The sequence below is a fragment of the Candidatus Vondammii sp. HM_W22 genome (genome assembly GCF_022530855.2).
Taxonomy (GTDB): Bacteria; Pseudomonadota; Gammaproteobacteria; order Chromatiales; family Chromatiaceae; genus Vondammii.
Genome location: NZ_CP099567.1, coordinates 80,749 through 95,488 on the forward strand (window position 1 = coordinate 80,749; position 14,740 = coordinate 95,488).

General features: G+C 49.9%; 16 protein-coding genes, 1 other RNA gene and 8 pseudogenes. 13 read left to right on the forward strand and 12 right to left on the reverse strand.

Going from position 1 to position 14,740, the window contains the following annotated elements; translation table 11 throughout:
* Positions 1-3 precede the first annotated feature (3 nt).
* Complete coding sequence (locus MN084_RS00295) at positions 4-582, forward strand: electron transport complex protein RnfA (protein WP_241085328.1); 579 nt, start codon at positions 4-6, stop codon at positions 580-582.
* Positions 583-891: 309 nt separating this feature from the next.
* Here the strand turns inward: MN084_RS00295 and rpmE are convergent, their stop codons facing one another.
* The 8 genes from rpmE to MN084_RS00335 all read right to left on the reverse strand — a co-directional run bounded on the left by rpmE (position 892) and on the right by MN084_RS00335 (position 4,427).
* Entirely contained in the window at positions 892-1,098 is a 207-nt protein-coding gene (rpmE, locus tag MN084_RS00300; RefSeq protein ID WP_241085327.1) for a 50S ribosomal protein L31, read from the reverse strand.
* A gap of 226 nt (positions 1,099-1,324) precedes the next feature.
* Entirely contained in the window at positions 1,325-1,669 is a 345-nt protein-coding gene (locus MN084_RS00305; protein ID WP_241085326.1) for an amidohydrolase family protein, read from the reverse strand.
* Positions 1,670-2,196: 527 nt separating this feature from the next.
* Positions 2,197-2,601 (reverse strand): hypothetical protein, encoded by a 405-nt coding sequence (locus MN084_RS00310; protein WP_320416346.1) that lies wholly within the window; start codon positions 2,599-2,601, stop codon positions 2,197-2,199.
* Positions 2,537-2,893: an AMP-binding protein gene (locus MN084_RS00315; protein ID WP_330178248.1), complete on the reverse strand. Its 357-nt coding sequence runs from the start codon at positions 2,891-2,893 to the stop codon at positions 2,537-2,539. Before MN084_RS00315 ends, MN084_RS00310 begins: the two co-directional genes overlap by 65 nt.
* Entirely contained in the window at positions 2,862-3,404 is a 543-nt protein-coding gene (locus MN084_RS00320) for a hypothetical protein (protein ID WP_320416344.1), read from the reverse strand. Before MN084_RS00320 ends, MN084_RS00315 begins: the two co-directional genes overlap by 32 nt.
* 3 nt (positions 3,405-3,407) lie before the next feature.
* Positions 3,408-3,665, reverse strand: a complete 258-nt coding sequence (locus MN084_RS00325) for a hypothetical protein (RefSeq protein ID WP_241085324.1) — start codon at positions 3,663-3,665, stop codon at positions 3,408-3,410.
* 37 nt (positions 3,666-3,702) lie between these two features.
* On the reverse strand, positions 3,703-4,050 hold the full coding sequence (locus MN084_RS00330) for a hypothetical protein (RefSeq protein WP_241085323.1): 348 nt from the start codon (positions 4,048-4,050) through the stop codon (positions 3,703-3,705).
* 239 nt (positions 4,051-4,289) lie between these two features.
* Positions 4,290-4,427, reverse strand: coding sequence for a hypothetical protein (locus tag MN084_RS00335; RefSeq protein WP_241085322.1), 138 nt, complete (start codon positions 4,425-4,427; stop codon positions 4,290-4,292).
* A 393-nt stretch (positions 4,428-4,820) separates the two neighbouring features.
* Here MN084_RS00335 and MN084_RS18995 point away from each other — a divergent pair.
* From MN084_RS18995 to MN084_RS19000, 5 genes and pseudogenes are all read left to right on the forward strand, one after another.
* Positions 4,821-4,910: pseudogene (locus tag MN084_RS18995) on the forward strand (transposase family protein); the annotation flags it as partial.
* Positions 4,911-4,927: 17 nt separating this feature from the next.
* Positions 4,928-5,065, forward strand: a complete 138-nt coding sequence (locus MN084_RS00345; RefSeq protein ID WP_330178249.1) for a transposase — start codon at positions 4,928-4,930, stop codon at positions 5,063-5,065.
* A pseudogene (locus MN084_RS00350) lies at positions 5,007-5,588 on the forward strand (ISL3 family transposase). The gene MN084_RS00345 and the pseudogene MN084_RS00350 overlap by 59 nt, the downstream one beginning before the upstream one ends.
* Before the next feature lie 73 nt (positions 5,589-5,661).
* Complete coding sequence (locus tag MN084_RS00355) at positions 5,662-6,027, forward strand: hypothetical protein (protein WP_241085319.1); 366 nt, start codon at positions 5,662-5,664, stop codon at positions 6,025-6,027.
* Positions 5,951-6,151 carry an OmpA/MotB family protein gene (locus tag MN084_RS19000; protein WP_445083870.1) on the forward strand — a complete coding sequence of 67 codons (201 nt, stop codon included), beginning with the start codon at positions 5,951-5,953 and terminating at the stop codon, positions 6,149-6,151. Before MN084_RS00355 ends, MN084_RS19000 begins: the two co-directional genes overlap by 77 nt.
* 128 nt (positions 6,152-6,279) lie before the next feature.
* Here the strand turns inward: MN084_RS19000 and MN084_RS00360 are convergent, their stop codons facing one another.
* Together MN084_RS00360 and MN084_RS00365 are read right to left on the reverse strand one after the other, a co-directional pair.
* A complete protein-coding gene (locus tag MN084_RS00360) occupies positions 6,280-6,963 on the reverse strand; it encodes an MBL fold metallo-hydrolase (RefSeq protein WP_241085318.1) in 684 nt (227 codons plus the stop codon).
* 198 nt (positions 6,964-7,161) lie between these two features.
* Positions 7,162-7,804, reverse strand: a pseudogene (locus tag MN084_RS00365) (peroxiredoxin).
* Positions 7,805-8,293: 489 nt separating this feature from the next.
* On the opposite strand from MN084_RS00365, the gene MN084_RS00370 reads away from it, so the two are divergent.
* From MN084_RS00370 to MN084_RS00395, 7 genes and pseudogenes are all read left to right on the forward strand, one after another.
* On the forward strand, positions 8,294-8,743 hold the full coding sequence (locus tag MN084_RS00370) for a C-GCAxxG-C-C family (seleno)protein (RefSeq protein ID WP_241085317.1): 450 nt from the start codon (positions 8,294-8,296) through the stop codon (positions 8,741-8,743).
* A 210-nt stretch (positions 8,744-8,953) separates the two neighbouring features.
* Positions 8,954-9,079 (forward strand): annotated as a pseudogene (locus MN084_RS00375) (acetyl-coenzyme A synthetase N-terminal domain-containing protein); the annotation flags it as partial.
* Positions 9,080-9,166: 87 nt separating this feature from the next.
* Positions 9,167-9,565, forward strand: coding sequence for a methylmalonyl-CoA epimerase (gene mce, locus MN084_RS00380; protein ID WP_241085316.1), 399 nt, complete (start codon positions 9,167-9,169; stop codon positions 9,563-9,565).
* 511 nt (positions 9,566-10,076) lie between these two features.
* A pseudogene (locus MN084_RS00385) lies at positions 10,077-11,155 on the forward strand (IS3 family transposase).
* 684 nt (positions 11,156-11,839) lie between these two features.
* Positions 11,840-12,301: pseudogene (locus MN084_RS00390) on the forward strand (transposase); the annotation flags it as partial.
* Positions 12,301-12,468, forward strand: a pseudogene (locus MN084_RS19005) (transposase); the annotation flags it as partial. The pseudogenes MN084_RS00390 and MN084_RS19005, both read left to right, overlap by 1 nt.
* Before the next feature lie 110 nt (positions 12,469-12,578).
* A pseudogene (locus MN084_RS00395) lies at positions 12,579-13,897 on the forward strand (IS5 family transposase).
* A gap of 28 nt (positions 13,898-13,925) precedes the next feature.
* Here MN084_RS00395 and MN084_RS00400 read toward each other — a convergent pair.
* Both MN084_RS00400 and ssrS read right to left on the reverse strand, forming a co-directional pair.
* Positions 13,926-14,528, reverse strand: a complete 603-nt coding sequence (locus MN084_RS00400) for a 5-formyltetrahydrofolate cyclo-ligase (protein WP_241085313.1) — start codon at positions 14,526-14,528, stop codon at positions 13,926-13,928.
* Positions 14,529-14,546: 18 nt separating this feature from the next.
* Positions 14,547-14,731: non-coding RNA, 6S RNA (ssrS, locus tag MN084_RS00405), on the reverse strand.
* Between the last annotated feature and the right edge of the window lie 9 nt (positions 14,732-14,740).

Below are 14,740 nucleotides of genomic sequence, written 5' to 3' on the forward strand. Positions count from 1 at the left end.
GTAATGGATAACCTGATTTGGATCTTTGTCAGCACCCTGCTGGTAAACAACTTTGTGCTGGCCTATTTTCTCGGCCTCTGCCCCTTCCTCGGGGTTTCCGGAAAGCTGGAAACCTCTTTCCGCTTGGGGCTGGCCACCACGTTTGTACTGCTGATCACGGCACTCTGCGCTTGGATTCTCAACACCTACATCCTGATCTATGCCCCCTATCTGCGATTGATCAGCTTTATCGTGGTCATCGCCAGTACCGTGCAATTCATCGAGATGGCGATCAAGAAGCTGAGCCCCACCCTGTTCAAGGCCCTGGGCATCTTTCTGCCCCTGATCACCACCAACTGCGCCATTCTGGGTCTGGCCATTTTCGCCACCAACCGCGGCTACAGTCTGGTTGAAGGGTTGGTATTCGCCTTGGGTGCAGGTGCCGGCTTCACGCTGGCGATGGTGCTGATGGCGGGCCTGCGCGAAGAGTCTGAGCTGTCGGACGTTCCCGCCCTGATCAAAGGCACCGCCATGAACCTGATCATCGCCGGGATACTCTCGATGGCCTTCATGGGTTTTGCCGGCCTGTTCAGTTCCAGCTAGACTTAACAGAGTAGAGCGCTTGTTTATCCATTAAGCCGTTACTGAGGGAGAACCGCCCAATGCTAACCCATCTATTAACCCTGCTTGGCCTAGTCTTGCTCTGTGCGGGCTGGATGCTGTTTCAGCTTTGGCTGGGCAGACAAAATCCGGAGAAAAAAAACGTCTTCAGGCTAGGCTGTGGCGCCTGCAGTAACAAAGGCTGCTCTCAACACACGGGGAATGGGGCTGAGCAGGCAGCAGAAGAAAAGCCAAGAACAAGAAAAGGCACCCGAAGGTGCCTTTTCTTGTTTAACAGCTTGGGTTGTCTGCTTAGCTTTTACGGCTGTAGCGCCTACGGAACTTATCCACACGGCCAGCAGTATCCATAATCTTCTGCTTACCGGTGAAGAAGGGGTGGCAAGAGGAACAGACTTCCACATGCAGATCTTCACAAAGTGTGGAGCTGGTTTCGAATTCGTTACCACAGCTGCAGACCACTTTGATATCGCCGTACTTAGGGTGAATATCTGGTTTCATGATTGCCTCTACAAAAACTGATTTCATTCTGCCCAGCATGGGTTGAGAGAGCACGATATTATAGTGGAGCGGAAAAGCCTTCGCAAGAATTTTAACGCACGGACTTTATTGGGACCCTATATTTGCATTGCAACCAAGGTTCAGAATCTTCTGATAGTTACTGTAGATGGGGTTATCTTCTGGAAAATAGTACAACGTCACCTGTGCATAGCTATCAAAGGGATTTTCAATGCGATTGATCTGCCGCCGCCTCTCTCTCCATATCATAGCTGTTAACGCCGACGGAGGAGGGCACAGGATAGTCGGTCCCGAACAACAGTTTGGAGTGTATTTCGGTCTGTTCCGAGAGATGGCGCAGAGCCCTGGCACGCATGGGGGAGAGAATGGCGGAGATATCGCCATAAAGATTGTCATGCTTTGCCAGCAGCTCCAGCATCCGAAAATAGTCCTGATCGAACCAAGCCGGGTTCTTTGAGAGATTCCGCCAGGGGAACAGCCGGTGGCTAAACCTGCCCAGCCCCATGTGGGCGGCAATCACTGTCACCCCGGAAAGCAGTGGCAGATCGAGCATTCCGACACCCTCGTACTGGGAGAAAGAGCTGATGCTGTACTCACTGCCGATATGGATAATCAGAGCGGCAGGCCATGAGATTTCAGCTTCTCATAATAGGGTAAAAGCCGCTGATCATTGAGATCCAGCCCCCAGTAGTTCTGCAAAAACTTGGCACCGCAGCAACCCCGCTCCACGTACTCATCAATCAGGGAGAGCGCGCCATTCCCCGCCAGGGGTTGACCGAGAGGAATGGGATAAAGCAGTCAGGATGCTCAGTGTGAACCTGCAGCACATCCTCGGTGAAGGCGCAGACCGTTTTATCCCGATGCAGCTCCCTCCACCCCGAAGAGATAAATCCGCTCAATATGCTCGGACTCACGCACTGAACGGGAGATCGCTTCAACATAGGTTGCATGGGGATGGGTCTGAAGGGCCTGGGGAGAGGTGCCGAGATTTTCTGCAAAAAAAGCGCACCGCCAGCCGGTCGAATGGACGGGTGAAAGCCACATTGGGATTGAGCAGATGGGTGTGGATATCAACTGTCTTCATACCGCCTCCCCGGCCAGCAACTTGGCTTGGCGAAAATCACTTTTGCCACTCCCCAGCTTGGGTATGGCCGCAACACTGACCAGGCGTGATGGAATCATCAGAGGATTTAGCTTGGCATCCTTAATCGCCTGTTTCACCACAGGCTCTTCAGTCTCCCCCGCAAACAGCATCACCACCTGCTCTCCCTTCCGGCTGTCGGGCAAGCTGGTCGCCAGCACCTCGATACCTTCTAGCATCACTTGGACAATCGCACTCTCTACCGCCCCCAGGTTGATTATCTCTCCGCCAATCTTGGCAAACCACGAGTAACGGTCGACGATGGTGAGAAAGGCATCTTCATCCAGGTGCCCCTTGTCTCCGGTCTTGTACCAGCGCTTGCCATCCAGCTCGATAATGACCACCCCACTTTTTCGGATCCTTAAGATACCCTAGCATCACCTGTGTACCACCCGCCAGGATCAGGCCATCCTCCCCTGCCGGGAGAGATTTGAGAGTCTCTGGATCGACGACACAAAAGCTGCTCCCTGGCAGAGGCAGGCCAACCGTGCCCGCTCTATGCCCCTTCTGTACCCGCCACTCGCGGGTGTCCAGACGATCAGGTATGTTGACACTGGCCACTGGAGTGGTTTCGGCCGTACCGTAACCCTCGTAGATCGTTTTATTAAATTTTTGCCTGGAAAGGATCTCTGACATCAGAATTCAATCTTTCGGCTCCGGCCACGACTACCCGGAGGGACTCCAGCATCAGCGGATGTACCCGGCGGTTTCGGACAAATAACCTGAGAAAAGTGGAAGTGACACACATCACGGTAATCCGATAGCGAGCCACCGTCTTGGCGATATTCAGTACATCGGTTGGGTAGGGAGAAGACAATGGCGGCAACCAGTGTTTTATAACCCGAGAGCTCACCGCCACCTCTGGCGTCTGCCACGCAGAGGGTACCACCCTGACGCTTGACCGTATCCAGGCCAGAGGGATGGGACCAAGACGCTCGGTGTGCAATTCCCCAGCTTCAATCGAAAGATTAAATGCACTTTGCTTCACCTGCCGGGTCGTTGCATTCATCGGCAGCGCCTCCTTGCTCTGGCCCGGCGCAATGGGCACCGCTCCAAAGAAATCGAGAAACCATCTCAGGTACCAGCGCTTATAGTAGTCCCAATGCATAACGAACCGCACTGGGCGAGGGTAGGCGATCTGTACCATGGCCTAGTCCAGCCAGCTGATATGATTTCCCTGCATCAGCACACCGCCTTGTCCCGGCAGGTTGTTGAAACCAAGCTCTTCAATCCGATAGCGGCCGGCAAAGAGGCGACTGACCAGATGGCGCACCAGAAACTGAGGCCGCTGATAGAAGGTATCAAGAGCGACACTGGTGAACAAACCAAACAGACTGACGCTGTCGGCCCCGTAGATGGCAAAAAAGACGGTCAGCGCAAGAAAACCGGGCATAGTAAGATTCTGCACCCAGTTGTTCCCCTCCAGCACAATCCCAAGCTGATCATCACGGGCATGGAACTAAATTAGTGCATTCAGGGGGACGATAAAGATACCACCAAAAAAACCAACGCCAGAATATCCAGACAGCAAAGGTGCGGTATCGAGCTGGGTAATCATGAATAGAGTACCCATCACACCAATGGCCCCAGGGGTACCAAGCCAATTTCGATATGATCTTTCCGGCACCCAGGGAACCGATAGTAATACCTGCCCCGGAGCAGGCCAGCAGCTCCTGAATCACAACGGTATTGGTCTCGGCCAGGATCTCTTTGGCGAAAGCAGGAAAGGTGGCCAACACCACCTGAGAGACGCCCCAGAATATAGAGAGCCAGATATTGCAGTTATCCCGCAAAGTAGCGCCGGATTCTCAGCCTGCATCATCGGCAGGCATAGCGCCATCAACAATTCAACCAGCGCGCAAGCCACCAGGAGCCAGCTCGCGGGTGCCACACGCTGCAACAGGTCCAACGGCCCCTGAAACAAATAACCGGCCAACGCCTGCTTAAACAGGCTAGAGAAGAGAAATACCCCGAGAAAAATGGTAACAATAGTCACCATCTGCACCACCGCATTCATCGGTGCCAACCGTTCCTACCCCGCCAGTTCCTTGATATAGCCGTATTTGGCTGGAGAGTAAAAAGCACTCTGCGCCGCCAGCAGAAAGGTGAAACCGAGGGCGGCCAGGAACCACAGAGTCAAGCCAGCCGCTACCAGGGCTGAGGCCACCATCACCCGTAGCCTGCGAAACCGGTCTACCAGATAACCGGAAAGTGCGAACAGCAGGATGAACGGGATCAGGACATTGACAATGGCGGCCAGAATGATCTAGGTCTCACCATCGTAGACCTTGAACATCGTGTTCTGAATAGTGATCTTGTGCGCCAGATCGACAAAGGCGTTTAAAAAAATCATCACCAAGAGGATGGCTCTTCGCCTAATTGACTGGGTAGATTAACGTACCTCCCTATTATGAGAGATAAAGATCTACACGCCCAGATCCTGGGTATCAAGAGCCCTTGGCATGTTAGCAGTGTAGAGTTGGCTCTGTCAGAGGGAGAGGTAACGGTATAGGTTGAGCAGGAGGTAGGTGCCAAACAGTGTTGTTCAACCTGTGGGCAGATCTCATCGGGCTATGACTCACGCAAGCGCCGCTGGCGGCACCTTGATACCTGCCAGTACAAAACTATTCTAGTAGCAGATGTGCCCAGGGTGCAGGTACAGTGCTATATGTGGGCAGTGACCGCAAAAAGGCGGTGCTCAAAGCATGGTACGAAAGTCTGACGGAGGAGCAGCGAGAAGCGATAGAGAGTGCCTCCATGGATATATGGCCAAGCCTTTATCAATGCCATACTGGAAAGCCTGCCTAGGGCTGAAGAGAAGATTGCCTTTGATAAATTCCATGTCGCCAAATACTCCGGTGAGGCGGTAGACAAGGTACGCGGCCAAGAGCACAAAGCGCTGAAGGCTATGAGGACCCTAAAGGCAGCTAGTATGACTGACTCTACAACCCGGAGAACATGGCACGCCGACAGAAATTGCGGTTCAAGGCGCGCTACGTGACAGCACGCTGAAGATTGCCCGTGCCTGGGCAATCAAAGAGTTTGCCATGTCACTCTCAAGACGTGGGCAAGGAAAGGCTGGGAGCAGCGGTTGCCATGGGCAATGCGCAGTGGCCTGGTGCCAATCAAGAAAGTGGCGGGAACAATCAAGGATCACCTGTGGGGAATATTGAACGTTGTTGTTTTGGAAGTAAGTAATGGTCCGGCAGAAGGTCTCAACAGCCGAATCAAGATGCGTAGCAGAGGTTTCCGCAACAAGGAGCGGTTTGCCAATGCAATCTACTTCCACCTTGGAGGGCTGAGTCTTTATCCTGAGAGAGTGGTTGGGTGATACTTACCCTCTCCGATTAGGGGAAGAACCCGAATGATTATTCCAAAATGGGCGGAGAATCAGGTCTGAAAGGTTGAAGGAACCAGACCCTCAGCCTGATACTTCAGGGACGACTACTTACCCACCTGAGAAGTTCGATGAGTTGACCCGCACCTCTCAGAAACCGTGGCTGTTCAGGGTAAAGTTGATACAGTCATTGAGCCTGAGTTGCAGCGGCAACAGACTCAGACCGCTGTGTGAAGAACCTGCCGAGGTGGAAACAGATCAATTGCGAGAGCAGTTCAAGCAGGCATTGCTGGATCAGGGATTGGAAGAGTCTGTCGAAATCACCGTGACCTCCAACCGTATCGACCTGCAGATTCGTGAACGTATTCTGTTTCAGCTGTCTGACGGCCGGTGGGCAGGCGCTCCTGGGTCGGCGGGCACCACTACTGAATGACAGTGGGAATGCTATCTCGGTTGAGGGGCATACCGATAATATCCCTATTTCCAATGAGCGCTACCCTTCCAACTGGGAGCTCTCCGCTCAGCGTGCGACCCAGGGGGGTCATCCGAGTGCCTGAGGACCATCGGCTATGCCGATACGAAGCCGCTGGCAGATAACGCGACGGATGAAGGGCGTGCCCGCAACCGGCGGGGATCACATGGATAACTGAGCTGCTCTTTGATTCCCGTTTTTCTTCGGGTGAATTCAGAGTCCGCAGCCTTGATTGCCCGGTATTGCAGTATCGATTTTTTCGGGTTTGGGCAGTCTAATCTCAGTCATTATCCGGATGTACTCTTCGCGGCTTCGGTTGTTTCCAAGCCGTGGGTTGAATCTCTGCTCCTCTCCAACCGTGGAGCAGGTGAAGCCCGCATAGTCATGGCACGGAAAGATGATGGTATCTTGCGGCAGTGTGAAGATCTTCTGGACAATTGAATCATAAGCCTGACCGGCGTTACCTGATTGGAAATCCGTCCGCCCACTGCCATGGATCAATAGGGTGTCTCCGGTGAAGATCATTCCATCGGCAAGATAGCAGACATCGGTATCTGTGTGACCTGGGGTATGTATAACCCGCAGTATCCGGGAGCCGAGAGATAGCTGATCCCCCTCTTGCAGCAGAATATCAGCGCAATTTGCGTGACTGTTTGTATGCACGCCGACTTTGCAATCGAATGCCTTCCGTAACAAGCCGCCACCGGTCACGTGATCTGCATGAATATGCGTTTCCAGCGAGTACTGAAGATGCAGCCCCAGCTCTTCAATCAGGTTTTTATCGCGTTTCCATTGCTCAATCACCGGATCAATAATAGCAGCCTGTTTCGTTGCGTTATCCCATAACAGATAGGTATAAGTGCTGGTGGCTAGGTCAAAAAGCTGTCGTGTATTCATCATTACCGCTGCCTTTTATGGACTGATTTATTCGCGTCTAAGATAAACCAAGTATATTACCGGGTAATTATATAACGGGGTATCGAGATCAAGTCAACCCGGTTTCTGACAAGGTATTGGGGGGGGGACATCGTTTCCATCTGGAGTGAGAGAGGGCCGGGCCATTGCCCTGCCCTCTCATTCCCTGTTCAATGGGAGTTAAAGCGATTTTTTGCAGAAGTACCAGTTCGGTGCACTCATACCCTTCATTTATGCGTGCTTCAGCCGTTGCCGGTGGCGGAACAATCACCTTGTCGCCAGGCTGCCAGTTCTCAGGCGTTGCAACAGCGTGCTCGTTAGAGGTCTGCAGGGCAGTGATCAGGCGCAAAAACTCATCAATGGAGCGACCATTGGTCATCGGGTAGTAAACCATGGCACGAAGCACTCCATTGGGATCAATGATGAAGGTAGCCCGCACCGCCGAGGTATCTGCCGCACCCAGATGAATCATGCCGCAGGCGCGAGCTACGTCCATGCTCAGGTCAGCGATGATCGGGAATTTCACCTCCATATCGAACTTCTCTTTGATATTGCGTACCCAGGCTACATGGCTGTAGTGGCTGACGATGGAAAACCCGAGCAGCTCAGTATTGAGCGCCTGGAAATCTTCATGGTGACGTGTAAAAGCGACGAACCCGGTTGTACACACCGGGGTGAAATCTGCCGGGTGAGAGAAAAGCACCAGCCACTTACCGTGATAATCCTCAAGCTTTTTTACGCCATGGGTGGTTGGGGCTTCAAATGCACCAGCCACCTCATTCAATCGGGGCATGCCGTAGATCTTTTCGCTGCTATTTCCCATCTTTCTGTCCTCAATGAGAGGCTTGCGTATTGCAATAAAAATACCGATAACTCCCGACGATGGGCAGTAAATTACAGCTCCTCAGGATTATTGATAATAATTTTTTTATCGATTAATACTTTGTCGTAGCAACCGGTCACGTTTTGCTAGTCCAAGAGTGAGACCTTCGCTGCCGACACAGAGAGCGAAGCGAAGGTCGGCAGGGAATACGTTTTGGGGCGTTCCCATCCCCAAAACGGACTTAATCTTTGGCACCCTGTTATTGCCCCGGGCACCGTGTTCGGAAGTCTACCCTCTGCCGCTTGAGCTGTCCGCATACAGCGGGGTGGCTGTCATTAGGGTGAGGAGTAAAACAGGCATATTTTGCAGCAATGGTTGCATGTTGGCTCCTGGGTAAAGAAAAACCTGGAATTCGATATTAGCTTTTTTATTGGCATCACGTCTCCCTGTCGTAGTATCTTTTGGGGCCTATGATGTAAGGAGATTTTCGTGAGTGAAAAACAGGTTGCAGATCAAGTCGCTCTGATGGGTGATGCAGCTGAACGCTGTTCCAAAGAGGGATATTGTTGCGCCGAGGCCATTCTACTGGCGGCCATTGAAGTGTATGTGCCTGATACTTCCAGGGAGGTAACGCAAATGGCAACCGGTCTTTGTGGTGGTATGGGTAACCATAATGCCACCTGCGGCGTTTTTACCGGGGGTGCGCTGGCCATTGGCCTGCTCACGGATGGAGCGTCCGATAGCCAACGCAAGCGGCAGATCAAGGTGTTGAGTTCGCGTTTCCAGGTTAAGCTGGAGCAGTTGGCCGGTGGCCATATCTGCGAATCCTTGTTGAAAAAGATGGGTATTAGTAACTGGAATGGGCGACTCTGCCGGGAGCTGACCCGTCAGGGTGCGGAGGTGCTTGCAGGCCTGATGAGCGAGCGCACGGGACAATAATGCTCATTATCGTTTGCAAATTAACTGGCAATGACTAGGGTAATTTATAAAACGCGTGGATAAATGAAATATTCTTAAAAATTAAGTAGGTAACCTCTATAATTTTTAGCATACCCTTTTAAGCTCATCTGTGCGAAATAATTAACATGTAAGGCCGGTCTGTTAACTGCTCCGGTCGTGATAATAACCTCCAACAGTGGCAGGAGAACCATGAGCTACCAAGAGATCTATGCGCGTTCGATGAGTGATCCCGAGGTTTTTTGGGCTGAGGCTGCCAAGGATATTGACTGGGACAGACCTTGGGACAAGGTGTTGGATGATTCCAACAAGCCGTTTTAGGGTCGTCTGCCGCCGGCTGTTGCCGCTGCTGAGTTGCTCGATATTTTTTTGAAACGTACCAACAATTTAGATGGAGCCAATCTAATGATCGGAAAACTAAACCATGTGGCCATTGCTGTTTCGGATCTCGATGCAGGCGTGGCTGTTTACCGGGATATTCTGGGGGCCAAGGTATCAGCTCCTCTGGAGCTGCCAGAGCATGGGGTGGTTACGGTATTTGTTGAGCTGCCCAATACTAAGATAGAGCTACCGCAACCCTTGGGTGAGGATTCACCTATTGCCCGGTTTCTGGAGAAAAATCCAGGGGGGGGTGTTCACCATGTCTGTTACGAAGTGGAGGATATAGAGACAGCGGCAAAGCAGATGAAGGCGTCTGGTGCTCGAGTACTCGGTAAGACAAGAATCGGTGCCCACAACAAGCCTGTACTGTTTCTTCACCCGAAAGATTTCTGCGGTACTCTGGTAGAGCTTGAACAGGCGTAAGTTCTAGGAAGATTCTGCTTATGCAGGACAGAAAGATAAACTGACCAAGCATGCGCCAAAGGCCAAAGATTTTACCCCGAAGAAAGCCTGTCGTAATCGACAATTAACTGGACAGGAGCCATCAGCGAATCGATACAAATCGAGAACGCGCGCCAGAGTAGAGCATGCATTCGGTGTAATGAAGTAGCAGTTTGGTTTTAACAAGGTTTGCTATCGAGAGCTTGAGAAAAATACCCATTGTGTGTTTATCAAGTGTGCCTTGATTAATCGGGTACTGGCTAAGCGGCATTTATTAGCCATATCATAGGCAAGTTGCGGCTGAAAGACCCAGAATAGCCAAAATTAAGGTCAAATCAGAGAACAACGCGGATTGTTTTTACACATATTCAAGATTGGATGACAGGTGAAGTGAAAAACTTCAATTTTTTAGACATCCTGACCTTTCCCCCCCAAAATAGAGCCATGACAAGGATGAGATTTCCAATTAGTTTGTATATTAGGAGATCTCAACATGAAGAAGAAGCGTTACAGAGAAGAGCAAATTATTGGTGCCATCAAGCAGCATGAGTCAGGGGTAAAAGTTGATGACATTTGTCGTCAGTTCGGCATTTCAACCGGGTGCTTTTATAACTGGCGAAGCAAGTACGCCGGGATGGATGTCTCAGAAGCCAAACGGCTCAAAGAGCTTGAAAGCGAAAACAACAAGCTTAAGAAGTTACTTGCCGAGAAAATGCTTGAAGCTGAGGCGATGAAGGATGTGCTCTCAAAAAAGTGGTAAAGCCTGCTGATAGAAAATAAATCGTGAGCTACCTTAAGTCGCGGTTCAAATTAAGTGAGCGTAGAGCTTGCCAATTAGTAGGCTTAAGTAGAACCGCTTTTCGGTACGTTACTCAATGGGGAAAAGATGAGCCTCTACGCAAACGGTTACTTGAGCTGGCAAAAAAGCATCCGAGTTATGGTTATTTGTTTTTACATGGCCTCCTGAGAGGAGAGGGGCTTGTGAAAAACAAGAAGCGGACCTACCGAGTCTATAACGAAGAAGGTCTTCAAGTGAGGACTAAAAAACGCAAGAAGATAATACGACCAAGAATGCCAATGATTATGCCCATTGGTAAAAATATACGCTGGTCAATGGATTTTGTCAGTGATCAGTTGGCTAATGGTCGCCGCTTTCGAGTATTTAATGTGATTGATGATTATTCAAGAGAAGTTATTGGCCAGCTCTCTGACTTCTCGATCAATGGTCACCAGGTCGCTCGTTTTTTAACTCAGGTGATTGAGCTAAGGAGCGCTCCGGATCAAATAATCTGCGACAACGGTACTGAGTTTACTAGCAAGGCGATGTTCCACTGGCAAAAAGAAAGTGGCGTTAAGCTAGGTTTTATTCGGCCAGGTAAGCCTACTCAGAATGCGTTTGTAGAAAGCTTAAACGGTAAATTCAGAAATGAATGCTTAAATCAGCATTGGTTCAGGTCCATTGATGACGCTAGACATGAAATTGATCAATGGCGAGAGCACTACAATCACGTGCGGCCTCATAGCGCATTAAATTATTTTTCACCTGTGGCCTTTGTGAATAGGGCCGCTTAGAATGAATTATCTCATCCAAGTCTTGGTATTAAGATGGAGGGAAGGTCAATCCCTAGGCAACAGACATTTAGATATCTACGAAAGGGTATGGATAGTCGCCCCTGAATTATTCATAACAACATAATAAATATGAACTAATAATCTATTTATGAAAATAGTCTGCAAGAAAGCCCCCCTCATCATCAAAACCTTGCAAACATGAAACCACAAAAACCGGATAACAATGCTGATTTATTCCGTTCGAAACTTTCTCAGGTCTTAAACCTCGGACACCCATTGGTGCGGTTATCCGAGAAGATGAACGGGGGAAAACTTGAGGCTGACATTGATATCATTTACAACGAAGGTGCTGGCCAGCCTCCGTTCAAGAGAAGGCCATCACCTTTCCAACAGATGCAAAGACAGATGGCTCGTTGGCGCATAGCGTTTGACGTTGACGGGTAGCCCTTATGATGGGCATACGCTCTTGGCGGCCGCTTGAACAAGCGGAGAGTTTGAGCAACCGAAAGCTCAAGAATGCATATTGCGCATTAGGTCTACTCTGGGCCCGCGTAGGCGATGAAATTAACGTTAAGATCTGTGGCAGGCTCCCTAAGAGGGCGGCTCGATCAACCCGAAAATGGATAAAGAGGGTGTCCTGAATTCTGTGTAACTGCCTATCATTAAACCCAGACAAGGGTGAGGATAAGCACTACGAACAAGAAAGAACTACAGGCGATCGCTCATGCGGCCGCTAAAAATATCAAGACGGAAGACGACCACAAAGACTTTCAGCAGATGCTAACCAAGATTACGACCGAAGCGGCACTGAATGCTAAGTTAGATGATCATCTTGGCTTTGAAAGGCACGAGCAGTCCGAAGCTGACAATAACCGCAACGGCTATGCCAGTAAGACTATCCGAACGGAATCTGGCCAGTTCGAGCTCGATACACCACGCGACAGAGCTGGGAGTTTCGAGCCCAAGCTCGTTAAAAAACACCAGCGTCGATTTACTTCCATGGACGACAGGATTATTTTCTTGTATGCCCAGGGCATGACAACACGAGAAATCGTCACGACCGTTAAAGAAATGTACGGTGCTGATGTCTCCGCCACCTTGATTTCCAAAGTGACTGACGCTGTTATTGAACAAGTGATTGAATGGCCATCGAGTCAATGAACGGCGTGGTTCGCAAGGCAATTAAAAAACGGAAGCTATTTCCGACCGACGACTCGTCAATGAAAGTGGTGTACCTGGCGGTGCAGCAAGCATCAAAAAAATGGACCATGCCGGTTCACAATTGGAAACCAGCACTGAATAGTCGACCCTGAAATATTCATAACGCAATAATTTATATAAAATAAGCATCTAAATTTGATAAAATAAACGTCCATGAAAGGGGTAAAAGCAGAGAAAAACTGGACGAAATAGAGGTGGATAATTGAGCAAACCCAAGACAGCCAATCCCAACCAGCAAAGTTTCCTGCACCAGAACTTACTGGATCAGCTGAACCCCAAGCATCCACTTTTGCTACTGGCCAGACAGATAGACTGGTCATATTTTGATGCTGAATTTGCCCCGCTTTATTCTCATCGTGGAAAGCCCTCAAAACCCATCCGCCTAATGGTGGGTCTCTCGATACTCAAGCATCTGGAAGACCTCAGTGACGAGGTTCTGATTCAACGCTGGATACAAAATCCCTACTACCAGAGTTTTACGGGTGAGATCGAATTCCAATGGCAACTTCCTTGTGACCCCTCCGACCTGACTTACTTCAGAAAGCGTATTGGCAACGAAGGTTTTGAAAAGGTCCTGGCTGCCTCTATCGCCTTACATCAAGAAAAGGCGATCGAAGATGAAATGTGTATCGACACTACCGTACAAGAGAAAAACATTACCTTTCCAACTGATGCAAAGCAGTACCGAAAGATACACGGGCAGTTACTCAAGATGGCCCGAGCAGAAGGTATCGTGCTCAGTCGAAGCCATGAGAAGGAAGTAAAAATTCTCAAGCTCCCCACCCGATTTGCCACACATCCGAGGAATCGTAAAAAGGCACGTAAGGCCGTCAAGCGATTAAAGACCATCAGCGGCCGATTACTGCGTGAAATACAGCGTAAGATGACCGGAGAACAACAGAAATTCTATGCAGAAAAGTTCGCCCTGTACCAGCGCATGCTGAATCAGAAGCGTGCTGATAAAAATAAGTTGTACAGCCTACATGAACCTCATATTTACTGTATGAGCAAAGGCAAGGCCCAGCAGCGTTATGAGTTTGGCACCAAGGCATCAATCACCACCACAAGGGACGCGGGCATTGTGATTGGTGCCCTGGCTTTTGAGAAGAATGTATTTGATGGTCACACCGTACCTGAGGTCTTGGCACAGGTGAAACGTCTCATCAATCGAGTACCCAAAGTGGGTATTGCTGATCGAGGTTATCGGAGCAAATCAAAGGTTAATGACACCCAGATAGTAACGCCAAAGCCTGCCAGGAAGAATACCTCAGGAGAAGCCATGGCATTAGCCAGAAAACGTTTCAGAAGACGAGCTGGCATTGAGCCTGTGGTCACTTAAAGAGTGACCATAGGCTAAAAAGGAACTTTCTTAAAGGCTTTGCCGGGGATCAGATTAACTTGCTTATGGCGGCGGCTGCCTTCAACTTCAGAAAATGGATGAGGGAGGTTATTTTTGTGCTGAAAAATATCATGTCCATACTGTTGTTCCTGTTTGCAAAACAGAAACAACAGTATTATTAAGTGCCTGGAATGAATATTTCAGGGTCGACTAGGTAATGTTGGAGGAAAATCTTTGCAGTCCATCCTCTGTGATGATGCCATGCAGTGGTATATCCCATTGCCTTCTTTCCAGGCAAGATACTCTTTGACACTCATGAGCAAGCCCTATGAGTGTTGGCTTACGCCAATGGTTTCGTTGTTTGAGGTAAGAGAGTGTGCGGTCATAGTAGCTGCCGCCCATACCCTGACGGCTGCCGCTGTTGTCAAAGGCGACTAGAGGTAACAGCACTATATCCAATCCCCATACAGGAGTGGGTTTGTGCTTTCTGATATCAGGTTCAGGTATACCGAACCTGTTTTTAATCAGCCGCTCTCTCGGGTGAAATTCTGAGAATAGTAGAGAGTTTGAAGTGCCTGGACGAAGTACCGGCAGATAGATTATTTTACCGTTTGTTCTGGCACGTTGAAGCAGCGGCTCGGGGTTCAGTTCTCCATCAGTTGCCAGATAGAGAGCAATCCGTTTGCAGCGTAGGAACAGGGATGAACAGATAAAATGCTTGGCGACGGCTTCGCTGTGGCTTTTTTTTTCATAGTCCGTGAGTTGGCGGCGCAGGAGACGTTTTTGCTTGCGTATTTCAGCTGGGGTCTGCATGGTATTGGATGTAAATAGACACTCCCCACCTGTGCCGTAGTCTGCCATCGTTCTTGAACCAGTAGGTTCAAGGTCGGGAGCAACCGGGGCACCTTAGGTCTCCCGCTCAAGGCGGACACGCACACAGCGCACCCGTTATGCCCCCTAGATATCAATTAGGCTCAAGAAAACACCCGGCTAACTTACGAACGCCGCAGGGAGTGTCTGCACTA

Coding starts and splice junctions, on each gene's coding strand:
- MN084_RS00360 (WP_241085318.1), bottom strand. CDS start 6,963: ATGAATACACGACAGCTTTTTGACCTAGCCACCAGCACTTATACCTAT.
- MN084_RS00295 (WP_241085328.1), top strand. CDS start 4: ATGGATAACCTGATTTGGATCTTTGTCAGCACCCTGCTGGTAAACAAC.
- MN084_RS00335 (WP_241085322.1), bottom strand. CDS start 4,427: ATGGTGGCCTCAGCCCTGGTAGCGGCTGGCTTGACTCTGTGGTTCCTG.
- MN084_RS00305 (WP_241085326.1), bottom strand. CDS start 1,669: ATGCTCGATCTGCCACTGCTTTCCGGGGTGACAGTGATTGCCGCCCAC.
- rpmE (WP_241085327.1), bottom strand. CDS start 1,098: ATGAAACCAGATATTCACCCTAAGTACGGCGATATCAAAGTGGTCTGC.
- MN084_RS00315 (WP_330178248.1), bottom strand. CDS start 2,893: ATGTCAGAGATCCTTTCCAGGCAAAAATTTAATAAAACGATCTACGAG.
- MN084_RS00320 (WP_320416344.1), bottom strand. CDS start 3,404: ATGGTACAGATCGCCTACCCTCGCCCAGTGCGGTTCGTTATGCATTGG.
- mce (WP_241085316.1), top strand. CDS start 9,167: ATGATCGGAAAACTAAACCATGTGGCCATTGCTGTTTCGGATCTCGAT.
- MN084_RS00400 (WP_241085313.1), bottom strand. CDS start 14,528: ATGCAGACCCCAGCTGAAATACGCAAGCAAAAACGTCTCCTGCGCCGC.